We start from the raw sequence: 25,942 nt of genomic DNA, 5'->3' as shown, positions 1-25,942 counted from the left end.
GCGCTGGCCCGGCGGTGGCTAGTGCGATACCCGGGCCTGGCGCCGTGCGGGCTTCCAGCAGCGCGCCGAGGTTACCAGGTTGTCGCGGATATCGAGGATTTCCAGCCGCACGTTGCCGATTTCCAGACTCGCCGGCCCGCGAGGAAAGGCCTCCAGGTGTTCCAGAATCAGCCCGTTCAGCGTCTTGGGCCCGTTGGTGGGTAGCTGCCAGCCCAGCGCCTTGTTGATCTCGCGGATGTGCGCGGTGCCTTCAATAATGTGGCTGCCGTCGTCCTGCGGGTAGATAACCCGGGACTCCGACACGTCGGTGGTGAACTCGCCGACGATTTCCTCGAGTATGTCTTCCAGGGTCGCCAGGCCTTCCACGTCGCCGTATTCGTCCACCACGATGCCGATGCGGCGCTTTTGCTGCTGGAAATTCAGCATCTGGGTATGCAGCGGAGTGGATTCGGGGATGAAGTAGGGTTCCCGTGCTTCCTGCACAATGGCGGCCTTGGTGACCTCGCCGCGGGACAGAAAGCGCGCGGCGTTGCGCAGGTGCAGCATGCCGATGATGTTGTTGATATCGCCCTTGAAGACCGGCAGCCGCGTATGCTGGCTGGTGCGGATACGGGTCAGAATCTCTTCGAGGCTGTGGTCCAGGTCGATGCCGACCACCTCGTGGCGGGGCACCATGATGTCGTTGACGGTGACATTTTCCAGATCCAGGATCGACAGCAACATGGCCTGGTGGCGGTCGGGAATCAGCGTGCCGGCTTCGTGAACCACGGTGCGCAGCTCGTCGCGGGTCAGGTTTTCGGCGCCGCCGTCGACGCGTTTGACCCCGGCCAGCCGCAAAAGGCCGTTGGAGATCATGTTGACCAGCCACACCAGCGGGTAGAGCAGCTTGAGCAGCGGTTCGAGAATATACGACGCCGGATAGGCGATGCGCTCGGGCTTGATAGCGGCGTAGGTCTTGGGCGTTACCTCGGAAAAAATCAGGATGGCAATGGTCAATAGCGCCGTGGCAATGGCCGGCCCCGAGACTTCGCCGAAAAAGTGAATGGCGATGATGGTGGCGATCGACGCCGCGAGGTTGTTGATGAAGTTGTTGCCGATCAGGATCATGCCGATCAGGCGGTCGGGCCGCGAGAGCAGGCGCACCACGCGCTGTGCGCGGCTGTCGCCGGCGCCGGCATGGTGATTCAGGCGATAGCGATTGATCGACATCATGCCGGTTTCGGAACTGGAGAAAAACGCCGACAGCACGATCAGCAAAACCAGCAGACTGAACAATAACCCCGCGGGAAAGTCGTCGCTCAAGGTGAAATTCCTTTTTGGTCGCAAGCGCGTTTCGGCGCCTGATTTTCAAAAGCCCGGCATGGCGTGTCAAGCAGCGTTGATCCATCGGAGAGGTGGGCGCGGCCGGATCAGGGGGTGAGCAGAATTTCCAGCACGAACTTGCTGCCGAAGTAGGCCAGCAGAAGCAGGCCGCAGCCGGACAACGTCCATTTGACCGCGCGCATGCCGCGCCAGCCAAAGCGGTGGCGGCCGATCAGCAGCGCCGCCAGCACGCCCCAGGCCACCAGTGAGAGCACGGTTTTGTGCGCCAGGTGCTGGGCGAAGAGGTTGTCGATGAAGATGGCGCCGCTGACCATCGAAATGGTCAACAGCACCATGCCCGCCCAGATCAGCTCGAACAGCAGCCGCTCCATGGTGGTCAGCGGCGGCAGCGACTGGACGATGCCGCGGATGTGATGGTGGCGCAGCGCCTGGTTCTGCAGCCCCACCAGCACGGCCTGAACGGCGGCAATGGCGAGCAGGGCAAAGGCCAGCGTGGAGGTAACGATGTGCAACAGAATGCCCGGGGTAATGCCGCCTTCGATGCCGTGGCTGGGGAGCCCGGTGGCGATTAACAGTGCTATTCCGGCCAGCGGAAACAGCGCGATCCCCGCGTTGAGCACCGGCTTGAACAGGCTGGCCACCAGCACCAGGTTGGCGGCCACCGCCATGAACAGCGCCACGCTGGTGGTAAAGCCGGGCAAAAAGCCCGGCGTGCGTTCAAGCAGCTCGACGATCACCGGGATGTGAAGCAGTAGCGCCAGAGCGCCCATCACACGCACGATACCCCGGCGGGGTGGTACGCGGCGCAGCAGCGTCATGCCCTGCCAGATGGCAGCGGCAAGATAGAGAACAAGAGCTATCGTGGCGAAAGGCAGCGCCTGCATGATGCAATCCGTGCGCCCGGTGGCGCAGTGTTGTGAGACGGGTCTTGTGACACTGGTCTCGTAAAACTTGTGGCACTAGTCTCGTAAAAAATGGTGTCGTGGAAATAATCACGGTCGCCGCCGGCACGCCGGCCGTGCGATGCCGGTATGGGCTGACCGGGCCATTACTCTCCAAGCCGCTACTATAACGAATCCTCGCGGTCTCGCACAGCGGTGACGGATGGAGATAGGGCTATCGCATAACTAGAACGGTTCTCAATTAGGTCAGCGTTTGATCGCCTTACTCCGCACTATCAATCAAACTTCGGAATAGAATAGAAATAACCGATAGCTAGAGGTTATTTAAATTGGTCAGCTATCGATCAATTTCGCTATTTAGCCTCAAGTAAATGAGAAGCGTTATTTACGTGCGATTGCCCTGCGGATGGAGACTAGCGGCACCAGCGCGTATAATCATCGTCATAATTTTATCAGAGCGTTAGCCCCATGTTTCAGAATCTCAGCGAGCGTCTGTCGCAGACGCTGAAAACCGTCAAGGGTCAGGCGCGCCTGACCGACGATAACATCAAGGATACCCTGCGCGAGGTGCGCCGTGCGTTGCTGGAGGCCGATGTGGCTCTGCCGGTGGTCAAGGCCTTTGTCGATCGCGTGCGCGAGCGCGCCGTAGGGCAGGAGGTCTCCAGCAGCCTCTCGCCGGGCCAGCAGTTCGTCAAGATCGTCCAGCAGGAGCTGGAAACCATCATGGGCGAGGCCAACGAAGGCCTGACGCTCAAGGGCTCGCCGGCCGGGGTACTGATGGCCGGACTCCAGGGCGCGGGTAAAACCACCTCGGTGGCCAAGCTTGCGCGCTATCTGCGCGAGCGCGAGAACCGCAAGGTGCTGGTAGTCTCTGCCGACATCTACCGCCCGGCGGCGATTGATCAGCTGGAAACCCTGGCAAAGGAAGTCGAGGTCGACTTCTTCCCCTCGGATTCGAGCCAGAAGCCGGTGGATATCGTCAAAGCGGCGATGCACCACGCCAAAATCCAGTTCCACGACGTGGTCCTCATCGACACGGCCGGCCGGCTGGCCATCGATGAAGCGATGATGGACGAAATCCAGGCGCTGCATCAGGCGGTGACCCCGGATGAGACCCTGTTTGTGGTCGACGCCATGACCGGCCAGGACGCGGTGAATACCGCCAGGGCCTTCCATGAGGCGTTGCCGCTGTCCGGCGTTATTCTGACCAAGGCCGACGGCGACGCCCGGGGCGGTGCGGCGCTGTCGGTGCGCCATGTCACCGGCAAGCCGATCAAGTTCATGGGCATGGGCGAGAAGGTCGATGCTCTGGAGCCGTTCCACCCGGATCGCGTGGCCTCGCGGATTCTGGGCATGGGCGACATGCTCTCGCTGATCGAGGAAGCCGAGCGCACCGTCGACAAGGACAAGGCCGACAAGCTGGCCAAAAAGGTCAAAAAGGGCAACGGCTTTGATCTGGAAGATTTCCGCGAACAGCTCCAGCAGCTCAAGAAGATGGGCGGCATGGGCGGCCTGATGAGCAAAATGCCGGGCATGGGCCAGATGGCCGAAATGGCGCAGGGGCCTGGGCCGGAAAAGGAGCTGGGCAAGCTGGAAACGCTGATCGACTCCATGACGCCCGGGGAGCGCCACAAGCCCGAGATCATCAACGGCTCGCGCAAGCGCCGGATTGTTGCCGGCGCCGGGCTTCAGGTGCCCGATCTCAACCGTCTGCTCAAGCAGCACAAGCAGATGCAGAAAATGATGAAAAAGGCCGGCAAGAAAGGCGGCATGCAGAAAATGATGCGCGGCATGGGCGGACAGATGCCCGGCGGCATGGGCGGCCCTGGCGGTATGGGTGGCCCTGGTGGCCCCGGTGGCATGGGCGGCCCGGGTGGTTTGCCGCGGCGCTAGCCGGCACCGGGCTTTTCGTGAACGGGCTTTTCGTGAAAGGGTATTGCCGCTGGCTATGCCGGGGAGCCGAGGACAGGTCGAAGAGGGGTTCTACGCCAGGGATGGCGTAGATAGCGTCCAGGGAGGGATTGATAGCGCCCCTCGCCGACCTGTTGACGGCTCCCCGGGTGATTGAGAACTCCTTGGCTTTTCTTGCGTCAGGCTTTCCAAAAGCGGCGCATTTGCGTAGAATGCGGCCCCTTCATGCGTGGGCGTTGCGTCCTTGGCGTCGCCCCTGAAGGTTGAAGCAGCCCGCTTCATTCCGAGAATTTGATTTTTTACAGAGCGTCCGGTTTTTTCCGGTGTGGGGGATAGCCCCGCAGGGTGGCGCTCTCGTAACCGCAACCGAAGGATGTTTATCGTATGGTTACTATTCGTCTGGCACGCAGCGGCGCCAAGAAGCGTCCCTTTTATCACCTGTCCGTGACCGATTCGCGCAAGCCGCGTGACGGCCGCTTTATCGAGCGCGTGGGCTTTTTCAACCCGGTCGCCCGCGGTCAGCAGGAGCGTCTGCGTATCGATCTCGATCGCATCGCCCACTGGCAGGGTCAGGGCGCGCAGCTCTCCAACCGCGTTGCCGAGCTGGTCAAGGAAGCCGGCAAGCAGGCGTAAGCCCGCTGCCATGCTGTCGGCCGAGGTGCGCTGATGTCCGATCCCGTACGCAATACGTCGTCTTCCGGCGCCGAGTACGCCGCGACGGAAGACTGTGTCGTGCTGGGCAAGCTGACCAGCCCCCACGGTATTCACGGCTGGCTCAAGGTGTACGCCTATACCAGCCCCGTGGACAGCATTTTTGACTACTCTGAATGGTGGTTGCGCCAGGGCCAACGCCTGACGCGCTACCCGGTCATTCAGGGGCGTCGGCAGGGCAAGGCGCTGGTGGTATCGCTTGACGGCGTGGCCGACCGCAATGCCGCCGAGGCGCTGGTGCAGGCGGAAATCGTCATGCCCAAGGCCGAACTGCCCGAGCTGGCCGACGACGAGTACTACTGGCACGAGCTTGAGGGCCTGGCGGTCTTCACCCGTGCCGGCGACCGGTTGGGACGGGTCACGGGCCTGTTCGAGACCGGCGCCAACGATGTCATGATCGTGCGCGGCGACCGCGAGTCCATCGACCGGCGCGAGCGGCTGTTGCCGTACCTGCCCGACGACGTGATCGTTGAGGTGGACCCGGAGGCCGGCTGGATGCGCGTCGACTGGGATCCGGACTTTTAGCCGTGTCGGCAACGCAGGCAGAGGACAATCTCTGGGTTGGCGTGGTATCGCTGTTTCCCGAGATGTTCGGGGCGCTCACCGAGCACGGTGTCACCGGCCGCGCGGTGGAAAAGGGCCGGCTGACCCTGGAGTACTGGAACCCGCGCGAGTACGCCACCGATCGCCACCGCAGCGTGGACGACCGCCCCTACGGCGGCGGGCCGGGCATGCTGATGAAGGTGGATACCCTGCGCGGCGCGATTGCCGATGCCCGCCACCGGGCAGAAGCGGCCACGGGCCAGGCGCCGCGGGTGATTTATCTGTCGCCCCAGGGCCGCACGCTCGACCAGCAGGGCGTCAGAACGCTGGTGGAGCAGGGGCCGCTGGTGGTCGTGGCCGGGCGCTACGAAGGTATCGACGAGCGCGTGGTCGAGCATGATATCGATGAAGAGTGGTCGATCGGCGACTATGTGCTGAGCGGCGGCGAGCTGCCGGCGATGGTGCTGATTGACGCGGCGGCAAGGCTGATTCCCGGGGTGCTCGGGCATCAGGACTCCGCCACCGAGGATTCATTCAACGCAGGCCTGCTGGATTGCCCGCACTATACGCGCCCGGAAGTGATTGACGGCGTATCCGTGCCCGAGGTGCTGTTGAGCGGCAACCATGCGGCCATCAGGCGCTGGCGCCTGAAACAGTCGCTGGGTCGTACCTGGCTTCGGCGTCCCGAGCTTGTGGATGAACAGGCGTTGGACAGGGAGCGGCGACAGCTGCTGGATGAATTCATCGGCGAACACGGGCTGCCCGCCCGGCAGGTCAGGTAACGCTCACCTCGGCGTGAGGCGTAAGCCGGACGGGCAGCGCGGCGGTGCAGGGCGACGGCCAGAGCCGCGCACCTGTGTCACCCACAGCGACTCCCGCGCACTCGCTTTGAGCGCCGGGATCACGGTTTGCCCACCCATTGACGCAAGCGGCAAACCACCACGACATATCAGGAGCAGAACGATGAGCAAGAACAAGGTGATCCAGGCGCTTGAAGCCGAGCAGATGGAGAAGGAAATCCCGGCTTTTGCCCCGGGCGACACCATCTCCGTGGATGTCAAGGTCAAGGAAGGTAACCGCGAGCGTTTGCAGGCCTTTGAAGGAGTGGTCATCGGCAAGCGCAACCGCGGTCTGAACTCCGCTTTCACCGTGCGTAAAACGTCCCACGGCGTTGGCGTTGAGCGTACCTTCCAGACCTACAGCCCGCTGGTGGATTCCATCCACGTCAAGCGTCGCGGTGACGTTCGTCAGGCCAAGCTGTACTACCTCCGCGAGCGCAGCGGCAAGTCCGCACGCATCAAGGAAAAGCTGAACTAAGACAGCCTACCGGCCGGCAGGCTGCCCGCATGGCAGCCTTGCCGATCCGCTGTCGAACCCCGTCACCGCTCAGCGGGGCGGGGTTTTGTTTGTCCGACATGCCGTCACCGCGCGGCACTGAACCCCAAGGCCGGCGCCCATGGACCTGATTGATGCCTTTCTCGACGCCCAGTGGCTTGAGCGCGGTGCCAGTGAACATACGCTCGCGGCTTACCGGCGCGACCTGGAGGCCTGGCGTGATACGCTGGCGGCTACCGCCGATACGCTGGCGTCGCCGCCGCCGGACGTTCTGACCGGCTGGTTCGAGGCGCGCCGCGCGCAAGGGTATCAGCTGCGCAGCAACGCTCGGCTGCTGTCGAGTCTGCGCAGTTTTTATCGCTGGGCGCGTCTGTATGGCCATGTCAACAGCGACCCGCTGGCGGGCATTCGTCTGCCGCCGGTGCGCCCGGCATTGCCCGAGGTGCTCGACGAAGACGAAGTCGAACAGCTGCTGATCGCGCCGGATACCGCTACCGCACTGGGCCTGCGCGACCGCACCATGCTGGAATTGCTTTATGCCTGTGGCCTGCGTGTCTCCGAGCTTGTAGGCTTGAGCGTTGATGCGCTCAACCTGCGCCAGGGCGTGGTGCGGGTGCGCGGCAAGGGCGACAAGGACCGCCTGGTACCGCTGGGCGATGAAGCCGCCTGGTGGCTAGCGCGCTATATCGACAGCGCGCGTCCGGCGCTGATGGACGATGTCACGCGCCCGGCGCTGTTTCCCGGTCGAAGCGACAAGGCCATGACGCGCCAGACGTTCTGGCATCGCATCAAGGCGCACGCGCTGCGCGCGGGCATTGCCACGCCGCTGTCGCCGCACACCCTGCGCCATGCCTTTGCCACGCATCTATTGAATCACGGGGCCAATTTGCGTGTCGTACAGCTGCTGCTGGGACACAGCGACCTGTCCACGACGCAGATATACACGCACGTTGCCCAGGCACGCCTGGAGCAGCTGCACGCCGACCACCATCCACGAGGTTGAACGACACGCTATGGGATACACACGTATTCGAGGCCTTGCGATTCTGTCCGCCATGGCGCTGGCCGGCGCCCTGCTGCCTTCTCTGGCCGAGGCGCAGTCAGCCCCCGAGGCGCTTACCGACGCCCTGGAAATCAACGGCCGGCAGGTGCCGGTGGAAAGCGTCAGCGAAACGCCGCTGGACGGCATGTACCATGTACAGCTCAAAGGCGGCGAGTCGTTTTATGCCAACGCCGATGGTAGCCACTTCATCGTGGGCGATCTGTATCGCAACCAGGGCGATGACCTGGTCAACCTGTCCGAACAGGCCAACAACCGCGAGCGCGCCGATGCCCTGGCCGACGTGCCGGAAAGCGAACAGATCATCTATCGCGGGATGGACGAGCCCGAAGCGACCGTGACGGTCTTTACCGATACCAGCTGCCCCTATTGCACGCGGCTGCACGAGAGCCTGCCCGAGCTCAATGACCGCGGTATCGCGGTGCGCTACATGGCCTTTCCTCGCGGGGGCATGCAAAGCCCGGCGGCTCGGGTCATGCAGCAGGCCTGGTGTAGCGACAATCCCGGCGAGGCGATGAGCGCGGCGTTTGACGACGAGACTTTGTCGGGCGCTGCCGACTGCGATAACCCCGTGGCCGAGCAGCATCAGCTGGGCCTGGAGCTGGGCGTTGAAGGCACGCCGGCGATTATCCTGCCCAACGGCAGGATGGTACCGGGCTTTGTACCGCCCGAACGGCTGGCGGCGATGCTCGGCCTGAACGGCTGACGCCTGAGCGCATCCCGTCGGCCAGTATGGCCAAACATGGTTTTATATAACGCTAACGGCGCCTGGCCACCAGGCGCATTACCACAAGGAGAGGTATTGTGAAGCCGGTGAGAGTAGGCATTTGTGGACTGGGCACCGTCGGTGGCGGCACCTTCAACGTACTCACGCGCAACGCCGAGGATATTGCCCGCCGCGCCGGGCGCCCGGTTGTGGTGGAGCAGGTCGGGCATCGCAGCATCCATCCGGATTGCGACATCACCGGTATCAAGGCCACCGGCGACGTTTTCGAAGTGGCGGAAAATCCCGATGTGGATGTCATCGTTGAGCTGATCGGCGGCTACGAGACTGCCCGCAAACTGGTATTGGCTGCGATCGACAACGGCAAGCACGTAGTGACCGCCAACAAGGCGCTGATTGCGGTGCACGGCAACGAGATTTTCCAGGCCGCCCACGAGAAGGGCGTCATCGTGGCCTTTGAAGCGGCGGTGGCCGGTGGCATTCCGGTGATCAAGGCGCTGCGCGAAGGCCTCGGCGCCAACCGCATCGAGTGGGTGGCGGGCATCATCAACGGCACCGGCAACTACATCCTGACTCACATGCGCGACGAAGGCCGCGCCTTTGACGACGTTCTGGCCGAAGCTCAGGCGCTGGGCTTTGCCGAAGCCGACCCGACCTTTGACGTGGAAGGTATCGACGCCGCGCACAAGCTCACGATCATGGCGTCCATCGCCTACGGCGTGCCGCTGCAGTTCGACAAGGCCTACACCGAAGGCATCGGCCGGATTACCGCCGAGGACGTGGAGCAGGCCGACAACCTGGGTTACATGATCAAGCACCTGGGCATTTCCAAGCGCACCGAGAGCGGCCTGGAGCTGCGCGTCCACCCCACGCTGGTGCCCAAGGGTCGCCTGCTGGCCAACGTCAACGGGGTGAAAAACGCCATCGCCGTGATGGGCGATGCCGTGGGCCCTACGCTGTATTACGGGCCGGGGGCAGGTGCCGAACCCACGGCGTCGGCGATTATTTCGGATATCCTCGACGTCGCCCGGGACATCAATACCGAGCATCCGTACCGCGTGCCCTACTTGGCGTTCAGCGGCGTGAGCGAGGACATGAACGCGCCCGCAATCATGCCTATGGAAGATATCACCACGGCGTACTATTTGCGCCTGCTGGCGGTGGACCGCCCCGGCGTGCTGGCACGGGTTACCACAACGCTGTCGGATTATGGCATTTCCATCGAGGCGCTGATTCAGCAGGACATCACCGAGGGCGAGCTGGTGCCGATTATCCTGATGACCCACCGCACCAAGGAGCGTCAGATGAACGACGCCATCCGCGAGATCGAATCCATGGCCGATATCGCCGGTTCGGTCACGCGCATCCGGGTCGAGAGTCTCGACGAAGGAGAGTAACGCCATGCGCTATATCAGCACCCGGGGCCAGGCCCCGGCGCTTTCCTTTGAAGAAGTCGTGCTGACCGGCATGGCCAGCGACGGCGGCCTTTACGTCCCTGAAACGCTGCCGTCGTTTACCCGCGAGGCGCTGGCCGACATGGCCGGGCTGTCCTACGCCGATATCGCCTTCCGGGTGATGCGCCCGTTTGTCGGCGGCGAAATCGACGACACCACCTTTTACGAGCTGGTAGTCGATGCCTACTCGACCTTCAGTCACGATGCGGTGGTGCCGCTTAAACAGCTGGACGCCAACCACTTTCTGCTCGAGCAGTTCCACGGGCCGACGCTGGCGTTCAAGGACGTGGCGCTACAGTTGCTGGGGCGCATTCTCGATCACTTTCTCAAAAAGCGCGGCGAGCGCGCGGTGATCATGGGCGCGACCTCGGGCGACACCGGCTCGGCGGCGATCGAGGGCTGCCGCCACTGCGATAACCTGGACATCTTCATCCTCCACCCGCACGAGCGGGTGTCCGAGGTGCAGCGCCGTCAGATGACCTCGGTGCTGGCGGATAACGTCTTCAACGTCGCCATCGAGGGCAACTTCGACGACGCCCAGGCGATGGTCAAGGCGAGCTTTGCCGATCAGGCGTTTCTCAACGGCACCCGGCTGGTAGCGGTCAACTCGATCAACTGGGCGCGCATCATGGCGCAGATGGTCTACTACGTCGCTGCCGGCGTGGCGCTGGGGGCGCCGCACCGCGAGGTGAGCTTCTGCGTGCCCTCGGCCAACTTCGGCAACGTCTTTGCCGGCTACATGGCCAACAAGATGGGGCTGCCGGTGAAGCAGTTCATCGTCGCCACCAACGCCAACGACATTCTTCACCGCACGCTGGCCGACAACGACTTTTCCAAAAAGGAGCTGGCCGCAACGCTGGCGCCGTCGATGGATATCGTCGTGTCGTCCAACTTCGAGCGGCTGCTGTTCGACGCCTACGGCCGCGACGGCAAGGCGGTGGCCGAGCTGCTGGAGCGCTTCCGGCACGAGCCCGCCGCGCTGGCCGAGGTGCCGCTCAACAAGCTGCGCGAGAAGTTCTCAAGCTACAGCGTGGACGACGCCACCATTCTGGACGTGATCCGCGAGGCCCACCGGCGCACCGGCGAGGTGCTTGACCCGCATACCGCCACCGGCTACCGCGCCGCCGAGCGCGCTCGGGCGGATGCCGCGACGCCGGTGATTACCCTGGCTACCGCGCACCCGGCCAAGTTTGCCGATGCGGTAATTCAGGCGGGCTTTGACGGTGTGGCGCTGCCGCCGCACATGAGCGATCTGCTCGAGCGCGAGGAGCGCTACAGCGTGCTGCCCGCCGAGCTCGACGCCGTGCAGCGCTTCGTGGCGGAACAGCGTCGCGGATGAGCGTACTCGAAGAGCTGCCCGACGGCATGACTCGGCCGCGTCTGGAACCGCGCCCGCAGGATTCAGCCGTTTACGATCGGGCCAGACGCGAAGGGCTCAGCGAACTCCAGGCGCGGCTGCTGGCCTCGCGCCTGCCGGGCTACTCCGAGCCGCTGGCGCCGCTGGTGACCCCGGGGCTGCGCTATCTGGCGCACCCGGGAAAGCTCGCCGACGGCCGCCGCTCCGCCGAGCGCATCGCCCAGGCGGTGGTCGACGGCGAGCATATCGGCATTCTTACCGACTATGACGTCGATGGCATCACCTCCCACGTCGTGATCCGGCGTACCCTGGTGGAGTTGTTCGGCGTGCCGGAAGGGCAGCTGCACAGCCTGATCGGCCACCGCATCCATGACGGCTACGGCATCAGCCTGCCGCTGGTGGAGCGTACCCTGAAGCTCACGCCACGGCCGTCGCTGGTGATCACCGCCGACTGCGGCAGCAGTGATGAGCCGCGCATTGAGCGCCTGGCCGCCGAGGGCATCGATGTCGTCGTCAGCGACCACCACGCGCTGCCCGAAGAAGGCCCGCCGGCCTCGGCCTATGCCTGCGTGAACCCCACGCGGGGCGACTGCGACTACCCCGACGCCACCATCGCCGGCTGCATGGTCGCCTGGCTGGTTATGTCGCTGGCGCGCGGCGTTCTGATCGAATGGGGCGCGGTGCCTGAAGCGACGCCCAAGCTTTCGCCCTGGCTGTCGTACGTGGCGCTGGGCACCGTGGCCGACTGTGTGTCGCTCGGGGCCAGCCCGGCCAATCGCGCGGTGGTGACTCAAGGGCTCAAGCTCATCAACCGCATGGACGCGCCCTGCTTTCGCGCCATGGCCGAGCGCCTGGGGCCGGACAGCGTGCCGTTTGATGCCGAAACCCTGGCGTTTCAGATGGGGCCGCGTATCAACGCCCGCTCGCGGCTGGACGACCCCTACGCCGCGCTGCATTTCATGCTCGCCGAAAGCGACGCCGTGGCGGCCCGACAGCTGGGCATTCTTGAAGACGACAACCAGTCGCGCAAAGCCATCGAAACCGAGATGGCGTCCACCGCGCGCACGCTGGCGGCTCCGGCGCTGGCCGCCGACGACAAGGCGCTGGTGGTGTTTGTCGAAGACGGCCACCCCGGCGTGCAGGGCATCGTCGGCTCGCGGCTGGTACGGGCCTTCGGCCGTCCGGCGCTGGTGCTTACCCGCGCCGCCGCGCCGGGCATGCTCACCGGTTCCGGGCGTTCCGTCGACGGCCTGCACCTGCGCGACGCGCTCCAGCGTACCTTTGAGCTGGCCCCCGAGGCGCTGCCGCGTTTTGGCGGCCACAGCGGCGCGGCGGGTATCGGCCTGCCCGAAGATCGCCTGACCGAATTCAAGGCGGCGTTTTTGCGCGCGGTGGGCGAACAGCTCGGCGATACGCCGCTGTATCCCCGCCTCTGGACCGACGGCGAGCTCGACCCCGGCCAGCTCGAGCTGGCCACCCTTGACGAGCTGGAAGCCCTGGGCCCCTACGGCCGCGAGTTCGACCCGCCGCTGTTTGAGGGCGAGTTTATCGTCGAGTCGCTGCGGCCGGTGGGCGGCGACGGCACTCACCTGATGATGGAGCTGTCGTCGGGGCCGGTGACGCTCAAGGCCATCTGGTTCCGCGCGCTCACCCCCGGCGAGCTGCCGGCGTTCGGCATGGGCGATACGCTGCACTGCGCCTACAAGCTCAACCGCAACCGTTTTCGCGGCCGCGAAAGCCTGCAGCTGATGGTGGAACACGCCGAGCCGGTATGACGTGGTGTTTTATACCGGCCGTGACGTGATCCTGATGCGGTGGCTACCTCTTAGCCCAATGTGGCCCACGCGAGGTACTGGAAGGCTCAAAAGGCCGTGGCCCAGAATGCCTGACCACTAAACACGACAATGCCGGGCGTTCCGGCGTTCAAGGAGTCAGTGATGGAGCTGTTGTATAAAGTAGAAGATAAGCCACCCCTGCCCATCTCCATGTTGCTGGCCGCTCAGCATTTGCTTGCTGCTCTGGGCGCTATTATTGCCGTGCCTTTGGTGGTTGGCGGCGTTTTGGAGCTGCCTACCGAGGATATGGTAGTTCTGGTGAATGCGGCGATGCTGGTATCGGGGGTTGTCACGATTCTGCAGTGCAAGGGGGCAGGGCCGGTAGGCATTCGGTTGCCGTGCGTGATGGGCACCAGCTTTACCTTCGTGGGTGTATCCATTGCCATCGGGTTTGAGCATGGTGTAGCGGGTATTCTGGGCTCGGCCCTGGTGGCGTCGCTGGTGATGATTGCGGGTAGTTTTTTCATGCCTTTTATCCGCAAACTGTTTCCGCCGGTTGTGACGGGCACGGTGGTTACCCTCATTGGCCTTTCGCTGATCCCGGTGGCGGTCGACTGGCTGGCCGGCGGCCAAGTGGGGGACGAGGGATATGCCAAACCCGCTAATCTGATGGTTGGACTCTTTGTGTTGGCGCTGGTGATTGCCTTGTCACAGTGGGGGCGCGGCATTCTGGCAGCGGCGGCGGTGGTAATAGGTATCGTCGTGGGCTTTGTGGTGTGCATGGCGTTTGGGCTGGTGGATTTTAGTCCGGTCAAGGAAGCCTCGGCGGTGGCCTTGCCCAGCCCGCTGCACTTTGGCCTGAAATTTCCCGTTAGCGGCATTATTGGCATGAGCGTTGCTTATCTGGTGACCATTATGGAATCCACCGGCGACTTTATGGCGTTGTCCGACGCTACCCACCGCAAACTAACGGGCAAGAAGCTGTCCAGCGGCATTTTGTGCGACGGTCTGGGTTCCGCTCTGGCGTCTGTTTTTTCTACGACGCCATTTTCCTCCTTCTCGCAGAACGTCGGCATCGTGGCGATTTCCGGCGTGGCCAGCCGCCATGTTGTGGCCATTACAGGCGGCATGCTGATTCTGGCGGGCCTGTTCCCGGTACTGGGGGCTTTGGTGGTGGCTATTCCGCTGCCGGTGCTGGGGGGTGCTGGCCTGGTGATGTTTGCCATGATTATCTCGGCTGGCATCAGCATGTTGTCACGGATTGAGTTCAATAAGCGCAACATGCTGATTATCGCGGTCAGCATCGGCTCCGGCATGGCGGTAACCGTGCGCCCGGAACTGCTCAACCATCTGCCGGAGTTTGCCAGGGTAGCGCTGGCATCCGGCATTACCACAGGCTCTCTGGTGGCACTGGTTCTGAGCGGTATTTTGCCCGGGCGTGAAGCCGTCGTGCTGGAGGACGAAACAGAGCGTGAGTGACCAACTTTCACCCAGGGAGCGGCTTATGTCCGCATTGTCGTCCTCGCAAGCTCCGTCGCCGCTGGTCTTTCTCGGGCCGGCGTTTGCCTTTCTGGTGGTCATGCTGGGTACCACGCTGCCCACGCCGCTGTACCCGATTTATCAGGCCGAGTACGGCTTTTCCCAGCTGGTAATCACGCTGATCTTCGCCGTCTACGCCATCGGCGTGATCGGCGCGCTGGTGGTCGCCGGGCGCTGGTCCGACCAGCTCGGGCGCCGCCCGCTGCTGCTCGCCGGAATGCTGATCGCCGCCGTCAGCGATGTCGTCTTCTGGCTTGGCGACAGCCTCGGCTGGCTGCTGCTGGGGCGGATGATCTCGGGCGCTTCGGCGGGGATCTTTACCGGCACGGCCACCGTCGCGGTGATCGAGCTCGCCCCGAACGCCTGGAAGCCCCGGGCGACCCTGGCTGCAACGGCGGTTAACATGGGCGGGCTGGGGCTGGGTCCGCTGGTGGCCGGCGTGCTGGCGACCTGGCTGCCGACGCCGCTGACGCTGCCGTACGCGCTGCATTTCATACTGCTGGGCGTGGGGATGGCGCTGGTCTGGCGCGCGCCGGAAACCGTGAATCGGGCAGCGAAGCTTGATCTGCGCGTCCAGCGTTTGCACATCCCGCCGGAGGTTCGTCGAGTGTTTGTGCCCGCCGCGCTGGTGGGGTTTGCCGGTTTTGCCGTGCTGGGCTTTTTCAGCTCCATGGCGCCGGCGTTCATGCAGACAGTGCTGGGCGAGCAAAATCTCGCGGTAATCGGCCTGGTGGTATGTCTGGTGTTTTTTGCCTCGACAGCGGGGCAGTCGCTGCAGGGGCGCGTCCCGCCGGCCTGGCGGTTGCCGCTGGGCTGTCTCACACTGCTGGCCGGGGTGGCGCTGATCGGCACGGGGATTTTTACCCACCTGATGGCGGTATTCGGCTGCGGGGCCCTGCTCGCGGGTACGGGGCAGGGGCTTGGCTTCCGTGCCGGCATGGGCGCCATCGCAGCGGCCTCGCCGGCGGATCAGCGCGGCAGCGTGACCTCGGCGTTTTTTGTCGTGGCCTACGTCGCGCTGTCCATTCCGGTTGTCGGCATTGGCCTTGCAACCCACTGGCTGGGGCTGGAAGCCACCGGTACGGGGTTTGCCGGGCTCGCCGCGCTGCTGTGCGTGGTCGCACTGGTGAAGGTACGGCGTATTACCCGGCAGCTGGTATAGGTAGAGGGCTGGGGGCTGGGAACTGGGGGCGTTAACCGCTACCCGGCTCGCTCAGCCAGAACCAGTAGACGATAAAACCGATCAGCCCCAGCCCTGCCAGGTTGACGAGTACGCTCATGCTGCTTCCTCCTTTGGCTGTGTATGAGCTTGTGTGTCGGTGCTCCCGTCGGCCGTGCCGCGAGGAGCAAACAGCCGCAGGCGGTTGGCGTTGCTTACCACGGTGATCGACGACAGCGACATCGCTGCCCCGGCAATCATCGGCGAGAGCAGCGCGCCGGTGAGCGGGTAGAAGACCCCGGCGGCGATGGGAATGCACAGCGCGTTGTAGCCAAAGGCCCCGGCCAGGTTCTGCTTGATGTTGGTGAGTGTCGCCTGGCTGAGTTCGATCGCGGTAGCGACGCCGTGCAGCGAGCCGCGCATCAGCGTCATGCCCGCGCTTTCGATCGCCACGTCGGTGCCCTGGCCGATGGCAAAGCCCACGTTGGCGCGGGCCAGCGCCGGGGCGTCGTTGATGCCGTCGCCGACCATGCCGACGGTGTGACCTTCCTTCTGCAACCGCTCGATTTCGGCGTGCTTGTCCTCGGGCTTGAGCCCGGCGCGGAAGTCATCAATTCCCACCGCATCGCCCACGGCGCGGGCGGTGTGGCGGTTGTCGCCGGTGAGCATGATCAGGTGCAGGCCGTCTTTCTGGAGGCGGGCAATGGCGCTTTTGGCATCAATGCGCACCGGGTCGCTGACGCCGAACAGCGCGGCGAGCTCGCCGCCAATCGCCAGATAGACGATGGTGCGGGCCTTGTCCTCCAGCGCCTGGGCGCTGTCGCTGCCGGCGGCGAGGTCGATACCGGCGTCTTCCAGCAGCGCGGCGTTGCCCAGCAGCAGCTCGCCGGCGTCGCTTTGCGCCTTCACGCCGCCGCCGGTGACGCTGTCAAAGTCGCGGATGGCGGCTGCCTTCGCGCCTTTTTCCTCCTCGCAGTAGGCCGTTAACGCAGTGGCCAGCGGATGCTCGGAGCCGCGTTCCAGCGCCGCTACCAGCCCCAGTACATGCTGTTCATTGTCGGCGAGCACTTCCGCCTCGGTAACCCGGGGGTTGCCTTCGGTCAGGGTGCCGGTCTTGTCGACCACCAGCGCGGTAAGCTTGCTCGCGGTCTGCAGCGCCTCGCCGTTTCTCACCAGCACGCCGTGCTCGGCCGCCTTGCCCACGCCGATCATGGTGGAAATCGGCGTGGCCAGGCCCAGCGCGCAGGGGCAGGCGATAATCAATACCGAGGTGGCGGCTACCAGCATGTGAATCACCCGCGCCTCAACGCCAAAGTTGAACCACGCCAGGGCGGTGATGACGGCGATGATCATTACCGAGGGGACGAAAACGCTGGAGACCTTGTCGGCGAGATCGCCAATCGGCGGGCGCGAGCCCTGAGCGCTGGCGACCTGGCGGGTAATCTGCCCCAGGCGGGTATCGTTGCCCACTCGGGTGGCGCGGTACACCAGCCCGCCTTTCCCGTTCACCGTGCCGGCGCTGACGTCATCGCCCAAGGTTTTGTTGATGGGGTCCGGCTCGCCGGTGAGCATGGATTCGTCGATGTAGCTCTCGCCCTCGGTCACTTCGCCGTCCACCGCCAGACGCTCGCCCGGGCGCACGCGGACCCGGTCGTCTTCGCGTACGGCGTCAATATCGATTTCCTGCTCCTCGCCGTCGCGGATTACCCGAGCGGTGCGGGCTTGCAGATCCAACAGGCGCTTGAGTGCGTCGCTGGTGCGCCCGCGGGCTTTAAGCTCCATGGCATTGCCGAGCAGAATCAGCCCGATGACCATCGCCGAGGCTTCAAAGTAGATGCCCCGAGCGGCCTCGGGCAGCCAGGGGCCAAAGAACACCACGGCCATGGAATACAGCCAGGCGGTGCCGGTGCCCATGGCGATCAGGGTGTCCATGTTGGCCTGGTGGCGCCGGGCGTTTTTCCACGCGCCGGTAAAAAAGTGCCGGCCGGGAAAGGCCATCACGGCCAGCGTCAGCGCGCCGATCACCAGCCAGTAAAGTCTGCCCGCGCCCACGGGCTCGGGGTGGAAAAAAAACATGCTGGCCATCAGCGGAACAGCGAGTACCAGCGCGGCCACGCTGCCCTGGAGGCGCTTTTTGTAGTCGCGGGCCTCCTGCGCTGCGCGGGTCTCTTCAGCCTCGCGCACGTCGACGATGGGTTTGGCGTCGTAGCCCACGCCCTGCACCGCGCTGACAAGCGCGTCTTCGCTGGCGTTGCCCGTGACTTCGGCGGTATGGGTGCCAAAGTTGACCATCGCCGAGGTGACGCCCGCAGTGCCTTGCAGCGCTTTCTGCACGCTGTTCACGCAGCCGGCGCAGGTCATGCCGCTTACCGCCAGTCGGGTTGTGGTCGCGTCCGCCGTTGCATCGGCGGCAGGTGCGGCGGTGGGTGTGGCGTCGACGCTATCGCCGGATGTCCGGGACGCGTCGTCGCTTTCCGGTTGGCTTTTCGACTCGTTTTCCGGCTCGCCGGGGGGGAAGCCGGCGTCGGTCAGCGCTTGGTCGAGCGCGTCGTCGTCGAGGGCGGTGCTGTCGGGGTCAACGCTGACGTCCAGACGCTTCTCGTCGGGGGTGCCGATCACCTCGGCGTTGGCGTCCAGCGCCTGGATCGCCTCGCGCATGCGTTTGACGCAGCCCTGGCAGTTCATGCCGGGCACGGTGCGGGTGAGGGTTTGCTGAGTCATTTTGCCTCCTCGGGAAAGCTTTCGATCAAACGGCATACGCTGTGGCCGTCGGGGGTGCCGTCGGGCATGGCCTGCCAGCTGTCCATGGCCTGTTCCATCCGCGCGGCCAGGGCTTCGAGATCGGCAATCCGCGCGCGGATTTGCGGCAGGCGGGCGGCGAGCATGTCGCGTACCAGCGGGCAGGGAGAGTCGCCCCGGTCGGCCTGGCTGAGAATGTCGCGGATGTCGGACACGCTGAAGCCCAGCTGGCGCGCTCGCTGAATGAATTTCAGCCGCTCAAGGTCCCGGGCGTGGAATACCTGGTAGTCGTTATCCGGGTCGCGCTCGGGCGTCAGCAGCCCCTCTCGTACGTAATGGCGTACGGTTTCAGCGGTAACCTCGGCTTGCCGGGCAATCTCGCTGACTTTCATGGACGGCTCCTTTTTCCTGTGCCTTATAGGCCCTTTATGCCTTTTATGTCTTTTATGCCTTTTATTCCCTGTGTACTCCTTGCTCATTATTTCTTCTTGCTCATGCCTTGGTCTTGTACCGGTGCGGCGTTTTATTGGCCCTGAGCTTGTTGCTTGTGACCCTTTAGGGCCAGCATAAAACCCTTGTGTTACACATGGGTCAACGCCGTGCATCAGCCGGTTCGCTGAGCCGGCAAACAAATATTCAACCAAAGTATGATAAAAAAAGCTCATAAAACGATCGTTTGCTATTGAACATCCGGGCCGTGTGCGAGAAAAAGGCAACAGGCTAAACGTGCGTATGAAATTGGCGCCTGGCCGACGATTGCTAATATAAGCCCTTATATTGCCGGGCTGCTATTCAACGTCAATCGGGCACGGTGCGTCAGGCAGCCGAAGGCCCATACGAGAAAAATCGGGAAAAGGGGATGACCATGAACAATAATGCCAATACCCGCCTCAAGAGGCTCTCTTTAACCGCCGCCGTGGCAGCGGCCACCCTGGCCGCCGGTCAGGCGCAGGCCGGCGGTTTTCAACTTAACGAACAAAGTGTCAGCGGCCAGGGCTACGGCCACGCCGGGCGTAGCTCCAACGTCGAGGATGCCACCATCGTGTACGGCAACCCGGCGGGGATGTCGTTTCTTGAACGCGCGCAGTTTTCTGCCGGCGCCACCTACGTGAAAGCCAAAACCGATATCACCAATGCACAGGGCACGCGGTATATCGACTCCGGTATCGCTCAAAACAAGCCGCCGAGCGGCACCCAGGTGCCGGCCGGCAGTTCGCCCGGTAGCAATGACGGCGATATGGTGCCGGGGACTCTGGTGCCCTTTGCCTTCTATGCCCATCCGGTTACCGACAAGCTCGCCTTCGGCTTCGGCGTTTACGCTCCGTTCGGTGCCGAAACCGACTACGAAGACAGCTTTCAGGGGCGCTATTTCGGCAACTACACGAAAGTCGAGGTCAAAACCGCCCAGCCGACGGTGTCCTACCGCTTTAACGATCAGTGGTCGGTGGGCGCCGGGGTTACCTATAACAAGGTCAAGGGCAAGCTGCATCGCCAGATTCCCAGCGAGCCTGGGTATAACGCGGCCAAGGACGTTGATGCGCGCGTTGACGGTGACGACGAGGCCTGGGGTTATAATATTGGCGTCATGTACCGGCCGGTGCCGGAAACGTCGCTGGGGCTGGCGTACCGTTCCAAGGTCGATTATAACCTGGAGGGCGACTTTTCGGCGGTAGACCCGCTGGGTAATACGGTTCGGTCCGATAATGCTTATCTGGATGTGACGACGCCGGAAACCGTCAATTTCTCGCTGACCCAGCAGATGACGGAAAATCTCAAGCTGATGTTCGGTGCGTCCTGGGTACGCTGGAGTCAGTTCGAGAAAATCCGCGTGACTGGCGACAAGTTTGATGAAATTACCAACGAAACCCAGAATTACAGCAACTCCTGGGCGTTTGCCGTGGGCGGCGAATACCAGCTGAATCCGCAGTGGACGCTTCGCGCCGGCGTGAGCCTGGATGAAACACCGAGCAACGACGAACACCGCAGCGTGCGGATTCCGTCCGACGACCGGCGGATCTTCTCGCTGGGCGCGGGCTGGACACCCATGGAAGATCTGACCATCGATCTGGCGTATTCCTACCTGACCGAGCATTCAACGGAAATCGAGCACGAGCGCCACGATCACCTGGCCAGCTCGCAGACGGGTGGTAAACCGGTCGGGGGAGCCACGTATTCAGCTGACTACGACAACGAGGCCCACGGTTTCGGTGCCCAGCTGACGTATCGCTTCTAGACGCCAGGCCGCACCTCGCATGCACCAAAAACCCGGCTACGGCCGGGTTTTTACATGTTGGCGGCGGGCGTGATGGATGCGGGGCGCGCCCGCTTTCGCTACAATGGCGCTTTTGGCCAAGGCCACATTCAAAGCCAAACCATTGGGGCACATCCATGCTGGAAACCAACCCGATTCATCAACAAATCAAGGATCTGTCGGAGCGGACAGAGATTCTTAGGGGGTATCTTTGACTATGCCGAACGCAAGGAACGGCTGGAAGAAGTAACCCGCGAGCTGGAAGACCCCAACGTCTGGAACGATCCGGACTATGCGCAAAAGCTGGGCAAGGAACGCGCCTCGCTGGATCGCGTCGTTACCACCATCGACACCCTGCAGCAGGGGCTGGGTGACAGCGAAGATCTGCTGGAGCTGGCCGAGGTGGAAGACGACCAGGCGACGGTCGATGAGGTCTGCAGGGAACTCGACAGCATGCAGGCGCGCCTGGAAACGCTCGAGTTCCGGCGGATGTTTTCCGGCGAAATGGACGAGAACAACGCCTACCTGGATATTCAGTCCGGCTCCGGCGGCACCGAAGCCCAGGACTGGGCCAACATGCTGCTGCGCATGTACCTGCGCTGGGCCGAACACCACGGCTTCAAGGCGGATTTGCTCGAAGCGTCGGCGGGCGATGTCGCGGGTATCAAGTCGGCGACGATCCATATTCAGGGCGACTACGCCTTCGGCTGGCTGCGGACCGAAACCGGCGTTCATCGCCTGGTGCGCAAGAGCCCGTTCGACTCCGGCGGCCGGCGGCATACGTCGTTCACCTCGGTGTTTGTATCGCCCGAAGTGGACGACAGCTTCGAGGTGGAGATCAATCCGTCCGATCTGCGTACCGATACCTACCGCTCCAGCGGCGCCGGCGGTCAGCACGTCAACACCACGGATTCCGCCGTGCGCATTACCCACGAGCCCACGGGCATCGTGGTGGCCTGCCAGAGCCAGCGCAGTCAGCATTCCAACCGCGACTTTGCCATGAAGCAGCTCCGGGCCCGGCTCTGGGAGCATGAAATGGCCAAGCGCAACGAGGCCAAGCAGGCGGCGGAAGACTCCAAGGCCGATATCGGCTGGGGCAGCCAGATTCGTTCCTACGTGCTGGACGACCAGCGCATCAAGGACCTGCGTACCAGCGTGCAGTCGAGCAGCTGCGAAAAGGTGCTGGACGGTGATCTGGATCCGTTCATGATTGCCAGCCTCAAGCAGGGGCTGTAGCGCTTTCCGCGTCCGGCCGGCGCTATGTACGGCCGGGCGTCAGGGTTTGTCCGATTTTTCAAGGTTCATTATTGCAAGGGTGCCCGAATGGCCAACCAGGACGCGTCTTCCGACAACGAAAACCACTTGATTGCCGAGCGCCGCGCCAAGCTGGCCGAGCGTCGTGACCAGGCCCACGCCCGGGGCAAAAGCGCGTTTCCCAACGACTTTCGCCGCGATAGCCTGAGCGCCGATCTGCAGCAGTCGCTGGGTGACAGGGACAAGGCCGAGCTCGAGGCGCTGGATCAGCAGGCGGCGGTGGCCGGGCGCATCATGCGCAAGCGCGGCCCCTTCATTGTCATCCAGGACGCGGCGGGGCAGATCCAGCTGTACGTGGACAAGAAGGGCCTGCCCGAAGACGTGCTGGATGATATAAAAAGCTGGGATATCGGCGATATCGTCGCCGGGAGTGGACCGGTGCACAAGTCGGGCAAGGGCGATCTGTACGTCAAGATGAACGAGGCCACGCTGCTGACCAAGAGCCTGCGCCCGCTGCCGGACAAGTTCCACGGCCTGACCGATCAGGAAGCGCGCTACCGCCAGCGTTACGTGGACCTGATCATGAACCCCGATTCGCGTCGGGTGTTCGAGGCCCGGGCGGCGATCATCAGCGCCATGCGGCGCTTCTTCGAGGATCGCGGCTTCATGGAAGTCGAAACGCCGATGCTCCAGCAGATTCCCGGCGGGGCCACGGCGCGGCCGTTTGTGACCCATCACAACGCCCTGGATATCGACATGTACCTGCGCGTGGCCCCGGAGCTGTACCTCAAGCGGCTGGTGGTGGGCGGTTTCGAGAAGGTCTTCGAGATCAACCGCAACTTCCGCAACGAAGGGCTTTCCACCCGGCACAACCCCGAATTCACCATGGTCGAGTTCTACTGGGCCTACGCCGATTACCATCAGCTGCTCGACCTTACCGAAGCGATGCTGCGCGCCACCGCGGAAAAGGTGCTGGGCACCACCACGGTGCCGTACCAGGGCGCCGAGTACGATTTCGGCAAGCCGTTTGTGCGCATGACCCTGCGCGACGCCATCCTGACCCACGGTGACGGCATTGCCGACGCCGATATTGACACCCGTGACGCGGCCGCGGCGCTGGCGCAAAAGCTCGGCGTGGCGGTGAAGGACAGCTGGGGGCTGGGCAAGCTGCAAACCGAAATCTTCGAGGAAGTCGCCGAGGACAAGCTCGATCAGCCGACGTTTATTATCGAATACCCGGCCGAGGTCAGCCCGCTGGCGCGTCGCAACGACGCCAATCCATTTGTCACCGATCGCTTCGAGTTCTTTGTCGGGGGCCGCGAGATTGCCAACGGCTTCTCCGAGCTCAACGACGCCGAAGACCAGGCCGAGCGCTTCAGGGAGCAGGTCGCCGAGAAAGACGCCGGCGACCTCGAAGCCATGTACTACGACGCCGACTACGTGCGCGCGCTGGAGTACGGCCTGCCGCCCACGGCGGGCGAGGGCATCGGCATCGACCGGCTGGTAATGCTGTTTACCGACAGCCCCTCGATCCGCGATGTGCTGCTGTTCCCGGCCATGCGTCCGGAAGCGGAGGCTTAGTGGCGGTTGGCCGGACGTTGGCAACCCGGGTTATAAAGGCCCATACTTGGGCCGCCTCGACGTGGCAGATCGTGCCCTGAGGTTTTTGTCAGTGAAGCATCGTTGCGCGAGGAGATTCCCATGAAACTGCTTAACCGCTCTGCCCTGAGCGTTCGCCCGACGCAGGAGTTTGTCGACTGGATCAACGCGCTTGAGCCGGCCATGGGAGACGAAGACCTCACGCTTGACGACGTCGAGCGCGAAAGCACCGTCTATCTGATTCCCGAAATGGATACGCCTGAAGCGCTTGAGGCCTACGTGCGCGAGCGCTACCTGGAGATTTTTGAAACCGAGCTGCGCGCCTGGGAAGAAGACGAGCGCCAGTGGCCGGACAATCTTGACTGGGCGCTGTTCGAGGACTTTCTGCGCATCGAGCACAGCTTTCTGGCGGTGGATCTCGACGACGAGTCGGCGCTGGAAGTGTCCGAAGTGGACGACGCGCTGCTGCTCGACAACGACCCCGAATAGCCGGGAGCAGTTTCACCCCTGAGCGAACTTCGCCCAACGGCATCGATGTGGAAAAAAACCGGCTACGGCCGGTTTCTGTGTTTTCCCCGTCCGCCGGCCCGAGGGCAAATGCCGGCGGACGGATCGTCGCGTCGTGGGTAAGCGCGTACAATAGGCGCTTATCCGTGATGTATGTCGTCCAGGAGAGAACCGTGACGCTCAAGACACAGATCGAACACAAGCTGGAAGCGTTGGCGCCTTCGGTACGCGACGTGGAAAACGAAAGCCATCGCCATAACGTGCCGCCGAATTCCGAGACGCATTTCAAGGTAACGCTGGTCAGTGAGCAGTTTGACGGCCTTATGCCGGTCAAGCGCCATCAGCAGGTATACAAGCTGCTGGCCGATGAGCTGGCCGGCCCGGTGCACGCCCTGGCGCTGCACCTGTACACGCCCGCCGAGTGGGAGGCTCGCAACGCCCGACGCCCGGATTCTCCCGACTGCCGCGGCGGCGGCAAGTGAGCCATGAAGTTGTGAATTCTGAAGTAGCGCGCCGGCAGTATCTGGAGGCGATGGGAATCGCCACCTTCGCCTCGCGTTACTGCCTGCCCAATGCGCTGCCCACACCGGCCTGCGAGTGGGACGCGACGCCGCCCGCTACCCCGTCCCACGGGGAGCGCCTGCACGCGCTGATTGACGATGCCCACCAGGCCGAGGCCGACCGCCGGGCCGACGCTCCGCCCGAGGCGTCGGCGGACCCGGCAGCGCTCAAGGCGCTGCTGCACAACGACGCTGCGCCGTCCCGGAAAGCGTCGCCCGAGGATGCTGCGCCGGTGGCCGACGCGCCGGCCGCGCCCTCGCAGCCGCTGCGCTTTACGCTGTCCTGCGTGTGTCTCGGCGGACGCTGGCTCAGCCTGCACGAGGGCGAAATCTCTCCGGCGCAGCGCCGTCTGCTGGCCAATATCTGTCGTGCAGCGGGCATGGATCCGTCAGCCCTCTCGGCCTGGCATACGCTTGACTGGCCGCCGCTGGCCGGCGGCCCCGAGCCCGCGGACCCTGTAGCCGAGGCGCGGGAAGGGCTGCGGGCCTTTATCGACGGGGCGGCCAGCCGCAACGACTGGGCGCCGACCCGGCTGCTCTGGTGGGCCGACGACGATGCCTCGCCGCTGGCGCAGGTGCTGGGGCCGGAAGAAGACAGCGGCCGGATTGTGGCGCGCGCCCTGGCGCACGATGTCTGGCAGGCACCGTCGTTGGCGTCGCTGCTGCACGACGGCAGCGCCAAGCGCGCGCTCTGGCCGGCGCTGCAGGCGCTGGGCGAGCAGTGGCGCGAGGAGGCAGGGCATGGCCGGGAGTCCGGTCATGGCTAGCTGGCGGGTGACAACGCTCACCGGGCGCCATGCCGCCAGCGTGGTGTCGGGCGGCAGCATTACCGGCAGCGGCGCCATGGCCGGCGCGCTGTGCGACGCACTGGAAGCGAAGGATGGCCGGATATTGGGTGTCATGGACGGCGACGCAGCCGGGCCGTCGCCCGAGCTTGCCGGATATCTGTGGTTGGCACGGCTGCCGTTTGACGCGGAAATCCAGGCGCTGGGGGTACACCCGGAGCGGCGCGGCCAGGGCGTCGGCGATGCGTTGATGCGCGCCGCGTTGGAAACCGCCTGCGACTGGCAGTGTGAGCACCTGCTGCTGGAAGTGCGCGAAGGCAATGCCGCCGCGATTGCCCTGTACCGGCGCCACGGCCTCGACGTGGACGGTCGCCGCCGGGGGTATTACCCTCCGGCGACGCCGGATAGCGTGAGGGAAGATGCCCTGCTGATGTCGCGCTGTCTGTAGGTTATT

General features: G+C 63.9%; 23 protein-coding genes. 19 read left to right on the top strand and 4 right to left on the bottom strand.

What is annotated here, in order from left to right; translation table 11 throughout:
- Nucleotides 1-18: 18 nt before the first annotated feature.
- A complete protein-coding gene (locus tag C793_RS0111860; RefSeq protein ID WP_017431166.1) occupies nucleotides 19-1,302 on the bottom strand; it encodes an HlyC/CorC family transporter in 1,284 nt (427 codons plus the stop codon).
- A gap of 107 nt (nucleotides 1,303-1,409) precedes the next feature.
- Entirely contained in the window at nucleotides 1,410-2,207 is a 798-nt protein-coding gene (locus C793_RS0111855; RefSeq protein WP_017431165.1) for a cytochrome C assembly family protein, read from the bottom strand.
- Nucleotides 2,208-2,693: 486 nt separating this feature from the next.
- Here C793_RS0111855 and ffh point away from each other — a divergent pair, with 486 nt between their 5' ends.
- The 12 genes from ffh to C793_RS0111795 all read left to right on the top strand — a co-directional run bounded on the left by ffh (nucleotide 2,694) and on the right by C793_RS0111795 (nucleotide 15,796).
- Entirely contained in the window at nucleotides 2,694-4,118 is a 1,425-nt protein-coding gene (ffh, locus tag C793_RS0111850; protein ID WP_017431164.1) for a signal recognition particle protein, read from the top strand.
- Nucleotides 4,119-4,520: 402 nt separating this feature from the next.
- Complete coding sequence (gene rpsP, locus C793_RS0111845) at nucleotides 4,521-4,769, top strand: 30S ribosomal protein S16 (protein WP_017431163.1); 249 nt, start codon at nucleotides 4,521-4,523, stop codon at nucleotides 4,767-4,769.
- 33 nt (nucleotides 4,770-4,802) lie between these two features.
- Nucleotides 4,803-5,372 carry a ribosome maturation factor RimM gene (gene rimM / locus C793_RS0111840; RefSeq protein ID WP_017431162.1) on the top strand — a complete coding sequence of 190 codons (570 nt, stop codon included), beginning with the start codon at nucleotides 4,803-4,805 and terminating at the stop codon, nucleotides 5,370-5,372.
- Nucleotides 5,373-5,374: 2 nt separating this feature from the next.
- On the top strand, nucleotides 5,375-6,172 hold the full coding sequence (trmD, locus tag C793_RS0111835) for a tRNA (guanosine(37)-N1)-methyltransferase TrmD (RefSeq protein WP_017431161.1): 798 nt from the start codon (nucleotides 5,375-5,377) through the stop codon (nucleotides 6,170-6,172).
- A gap of 181 nt (nucleotides 6,173-6,353) precedes the next feature.
- Nucleotides 6,354-6,707 (top strand): 50S ribosomal protein L19, encoded by a 354-nt coding sequence (gene rplS, locus C793_RS0111830; protein ID WP_017431160.1) that lies wholly within the window; start codon nucleotides 6,354-6,356, stop codon nucleotides 6,705-6,707.
- 139 nt (nucleotides 6,708-6,846) lie between these two features.
- Nucleotides 6,847-7,728 (top strand): site-specific tyrosine recombinase XerD, encoded by an 882-nt coding sequence (gene xerD, locus C793_RS0111825; protein ID WP_017431159.1) that lies wholly within the window; start codon nucleotides 6,847-6,849, stop codon nucleotides 7,726-7,728.
- 10 nt (nucleotides 7,729-7,738) lie between these two features.
- Nucleotides 7,739-8,491 carry a DsbC family protein gene (locus C793_RS0111820; RefSeq protein ID WP_017431158.1) on the top strand — a complete coding sequence of 251 codons (753 nt, stop codon included), beginning with the start codon at nucleotides 7,739-7,741 and terminating at the stop codon, nucleotides 8,489-8,491.
- 98 nt (nucleotides 8,492-8,589) lie between these two features.
- On the top strand, nucleotides 8,590-9,906 hold the full coding sequence (locus tag C793_RS0111815) for a homoserine dehydrogenase (protein WP_017431157.1): 1,317 nt from the start codon (nucleotides 8,590-8,592) through the stop codon (nucleotides 9,904-9,906).
- A 4-nt stretch (nucleotides 9,907-9,910) separates the two neighbouring features.
- Complete coding sequence (gene thrC / locus C793_RS0111810) at nucleotides 9,911-11,302, top strand: threonine synthase (protein ID WP_017431156.1); 1,392 nt, start codon at nucleotides 9,911-9,913, stop codon at nucleotides 11,300-11,302.
- On the top strand, nucleotides 11,299-13,095 hold the full coding sequence (locus C793_RS0111805) for a single-stranded-DNA-specific exonuclease RecJ (protein WP_017431155.1): 1,797 nt from the start codon (nucleotides 11,299-11,301) through the stop codon (nucleotides 13,093-13,095). The genes thrC and C793_RS0111805 overlap by 4 nt, the downstream gene beginning before the upstream one ends.
- A 162-nt stretch (nucleotides 13,096-13,257) precedes the next feature.
- Complete coding sequence (locus C793_RS0111800) at nucleotides 13,258-14,574, top strand: nucleobase:cation symporter-2 family protein (protein ID WP_017431154.1); 1,317 nt, start codon at nucleotides 13,258-13,260, stop codon at nucleotides 14,572-14,574.
- Between the two features lie 25 nt (nucleotides 14,575-14,599).
- Nucleotides 14,600-15,796, top strand: a complete 1,197-nt coding sequence (locus C793_RS0111795) for an MFS transporter (RefSeq protein WP_017431153.1) — start codon at nucleotides 14,600-14,602, stop codon at nucleotides 15,794-15,796.
- 114 nt (nucleotides 15,797-15,910) lie between these two features.
- On the opposite strand, the gene C793_RS0111785 is transcribed toward C793_RS0111795, so the two are convergent.
- Nucleotides 15,911-18,514: a heavy metal translocating P-type ATPase gene (locus C793_RS0111785; RefSeq protein ID WP_017431152.1), complete on the bottom strand. Its 2,604-nt coding sequence runs from the start codon at nucleotides 18,512-18,514 to the stop codon at nucleotides 15,911-15,913.
- Nucleotides 18,511-18,924, bottom strand: coding sequence for a MerR family transcriptional regulator (locus C793_RS0111780; protein WP_017431151.1), 414 nt, complete (start codon nucleotides 18,922-18,924; stop codon nucleotides 18,511-18,513). The genes C793_RS0111785 and C793_RS0111780 overlap by 4 nt, the downstream gene beginning before the upstream one ends.
- A gap of 467 nt (nucleotides 18,925-19,391) precedes the next feature.
- On the opposite strand from C793_RS0111780, the gene C793_RS0111775 reads away from it, so the two are divergent.
- From C793_RS0111775 to C793_RS0111745, 7 genes are all read left to right on the top strand, one after another.
- Nucleotides 19,392-20,765: a TonB-dependent receptor domain-containing protein gene (locus C793_RS0111775; protein ID WP_017431150.1), complete on the top strand. Its 1,374-nt coding sequence runs from the start codon at nucleotides 19,392-19,394 to the stop codon at nucleotides 20,763-20,765.
- 155 nt (nucleotides 20,766-20,920) lie between these two features.
- A protein-coding gene (gene prfB, locus C793_RS0111770) for a peptide chain release factor 2 (RefSeq protein WP_156805053.1) occupies nucleotides 20,921-22,019 on the top strand; the annotation gives its coding sequence in 2 pieces (ribosomal slippage) (nucleotides 20,921-20,995 and nucleotides 20,997-22,019; 1,098 coding nt in all).
- Between the two features lie 87 nt (nucleotides 22,020-22,106).
- On the top strand, nucleotides 22,107-23,618 hold the full coding sequence (lysS, locus tag C793_RS0111765; RefSeq protein ID WP_017431148.1) for a lysine--tRNA ligase: 1,512 nt from the start codon (nucleotides 22,107-22,109) through the stop codon (nucleotides 23,616-23,618).
- A 120-nt stretch (nucleotides 23,619-23,738) separates the two neighbouring features.
- Complete coding sequence (locus C793_RS0111760) at nucleotides 23,739-24,125, top strand: hypothetical protein (RefSeq protein WP_017431147.1); 387 nt, start codon at nucleotides 23,739-23,741, stop codon at nucleotides 24,123-24,125.
- Between the two features lie 191 nt (nucleotides 24,126-24,316).
- Entirely contained in the window at nucleotides 24,317-24,625 is a 309-nt protein-coding gene (locus C793_RS0111755) for a BolA family protein (protein ID WP_017431146.1), read from the top strand.
- 11 nt (nucleotides 24,626-24,636) lie between these two features.
- Nucleotides 24,637-25,470 carry a hypothetical protein gene (locus C793_RS0111750; RefSeq protein WP_026106268.1) on the top strand — a complete coding sequence of 278 codons (834 nt, stop codon included), beginning with the start codon at nucleotides 24,637-24,639 and terminating at the stop codon, nucleotides 25,468-25,470.
- Nucleotides 25,463-25,936 (top strand): GNAT family N-acetyltransferase, encoded by a 474-nt coding sequence (locus tag C793_RS0111745; RefSeq protein ID WP_017431144.1) that lies wholly within the window; start codon nucleotides 25,463-25,465, stop codon nucleotides 25,934-25,936. The genes C793_RS0111750 and C793_RS0111745 overlap by 8 nt, the downstream gene beginning before the upstream one ends.
- Nucleotides 25,937-25,942: the final 6 nt, after the last annotated feature.

This window comes from Vreelandella jeotgali Hwa (assembly GCF_000334215.1).
GTDB classification, from domain to species: Bacteria; Pseudomonadota; Gammaproteobacteria; order Pseudomonadales; family Halomonadaceae; genus Vreelandella; species Vreelandella jeotgali.
Note: the sequence above shows the minus strand (reverse complement) of the source record. Positions and strands in the feature narration are given on the sequence as shown.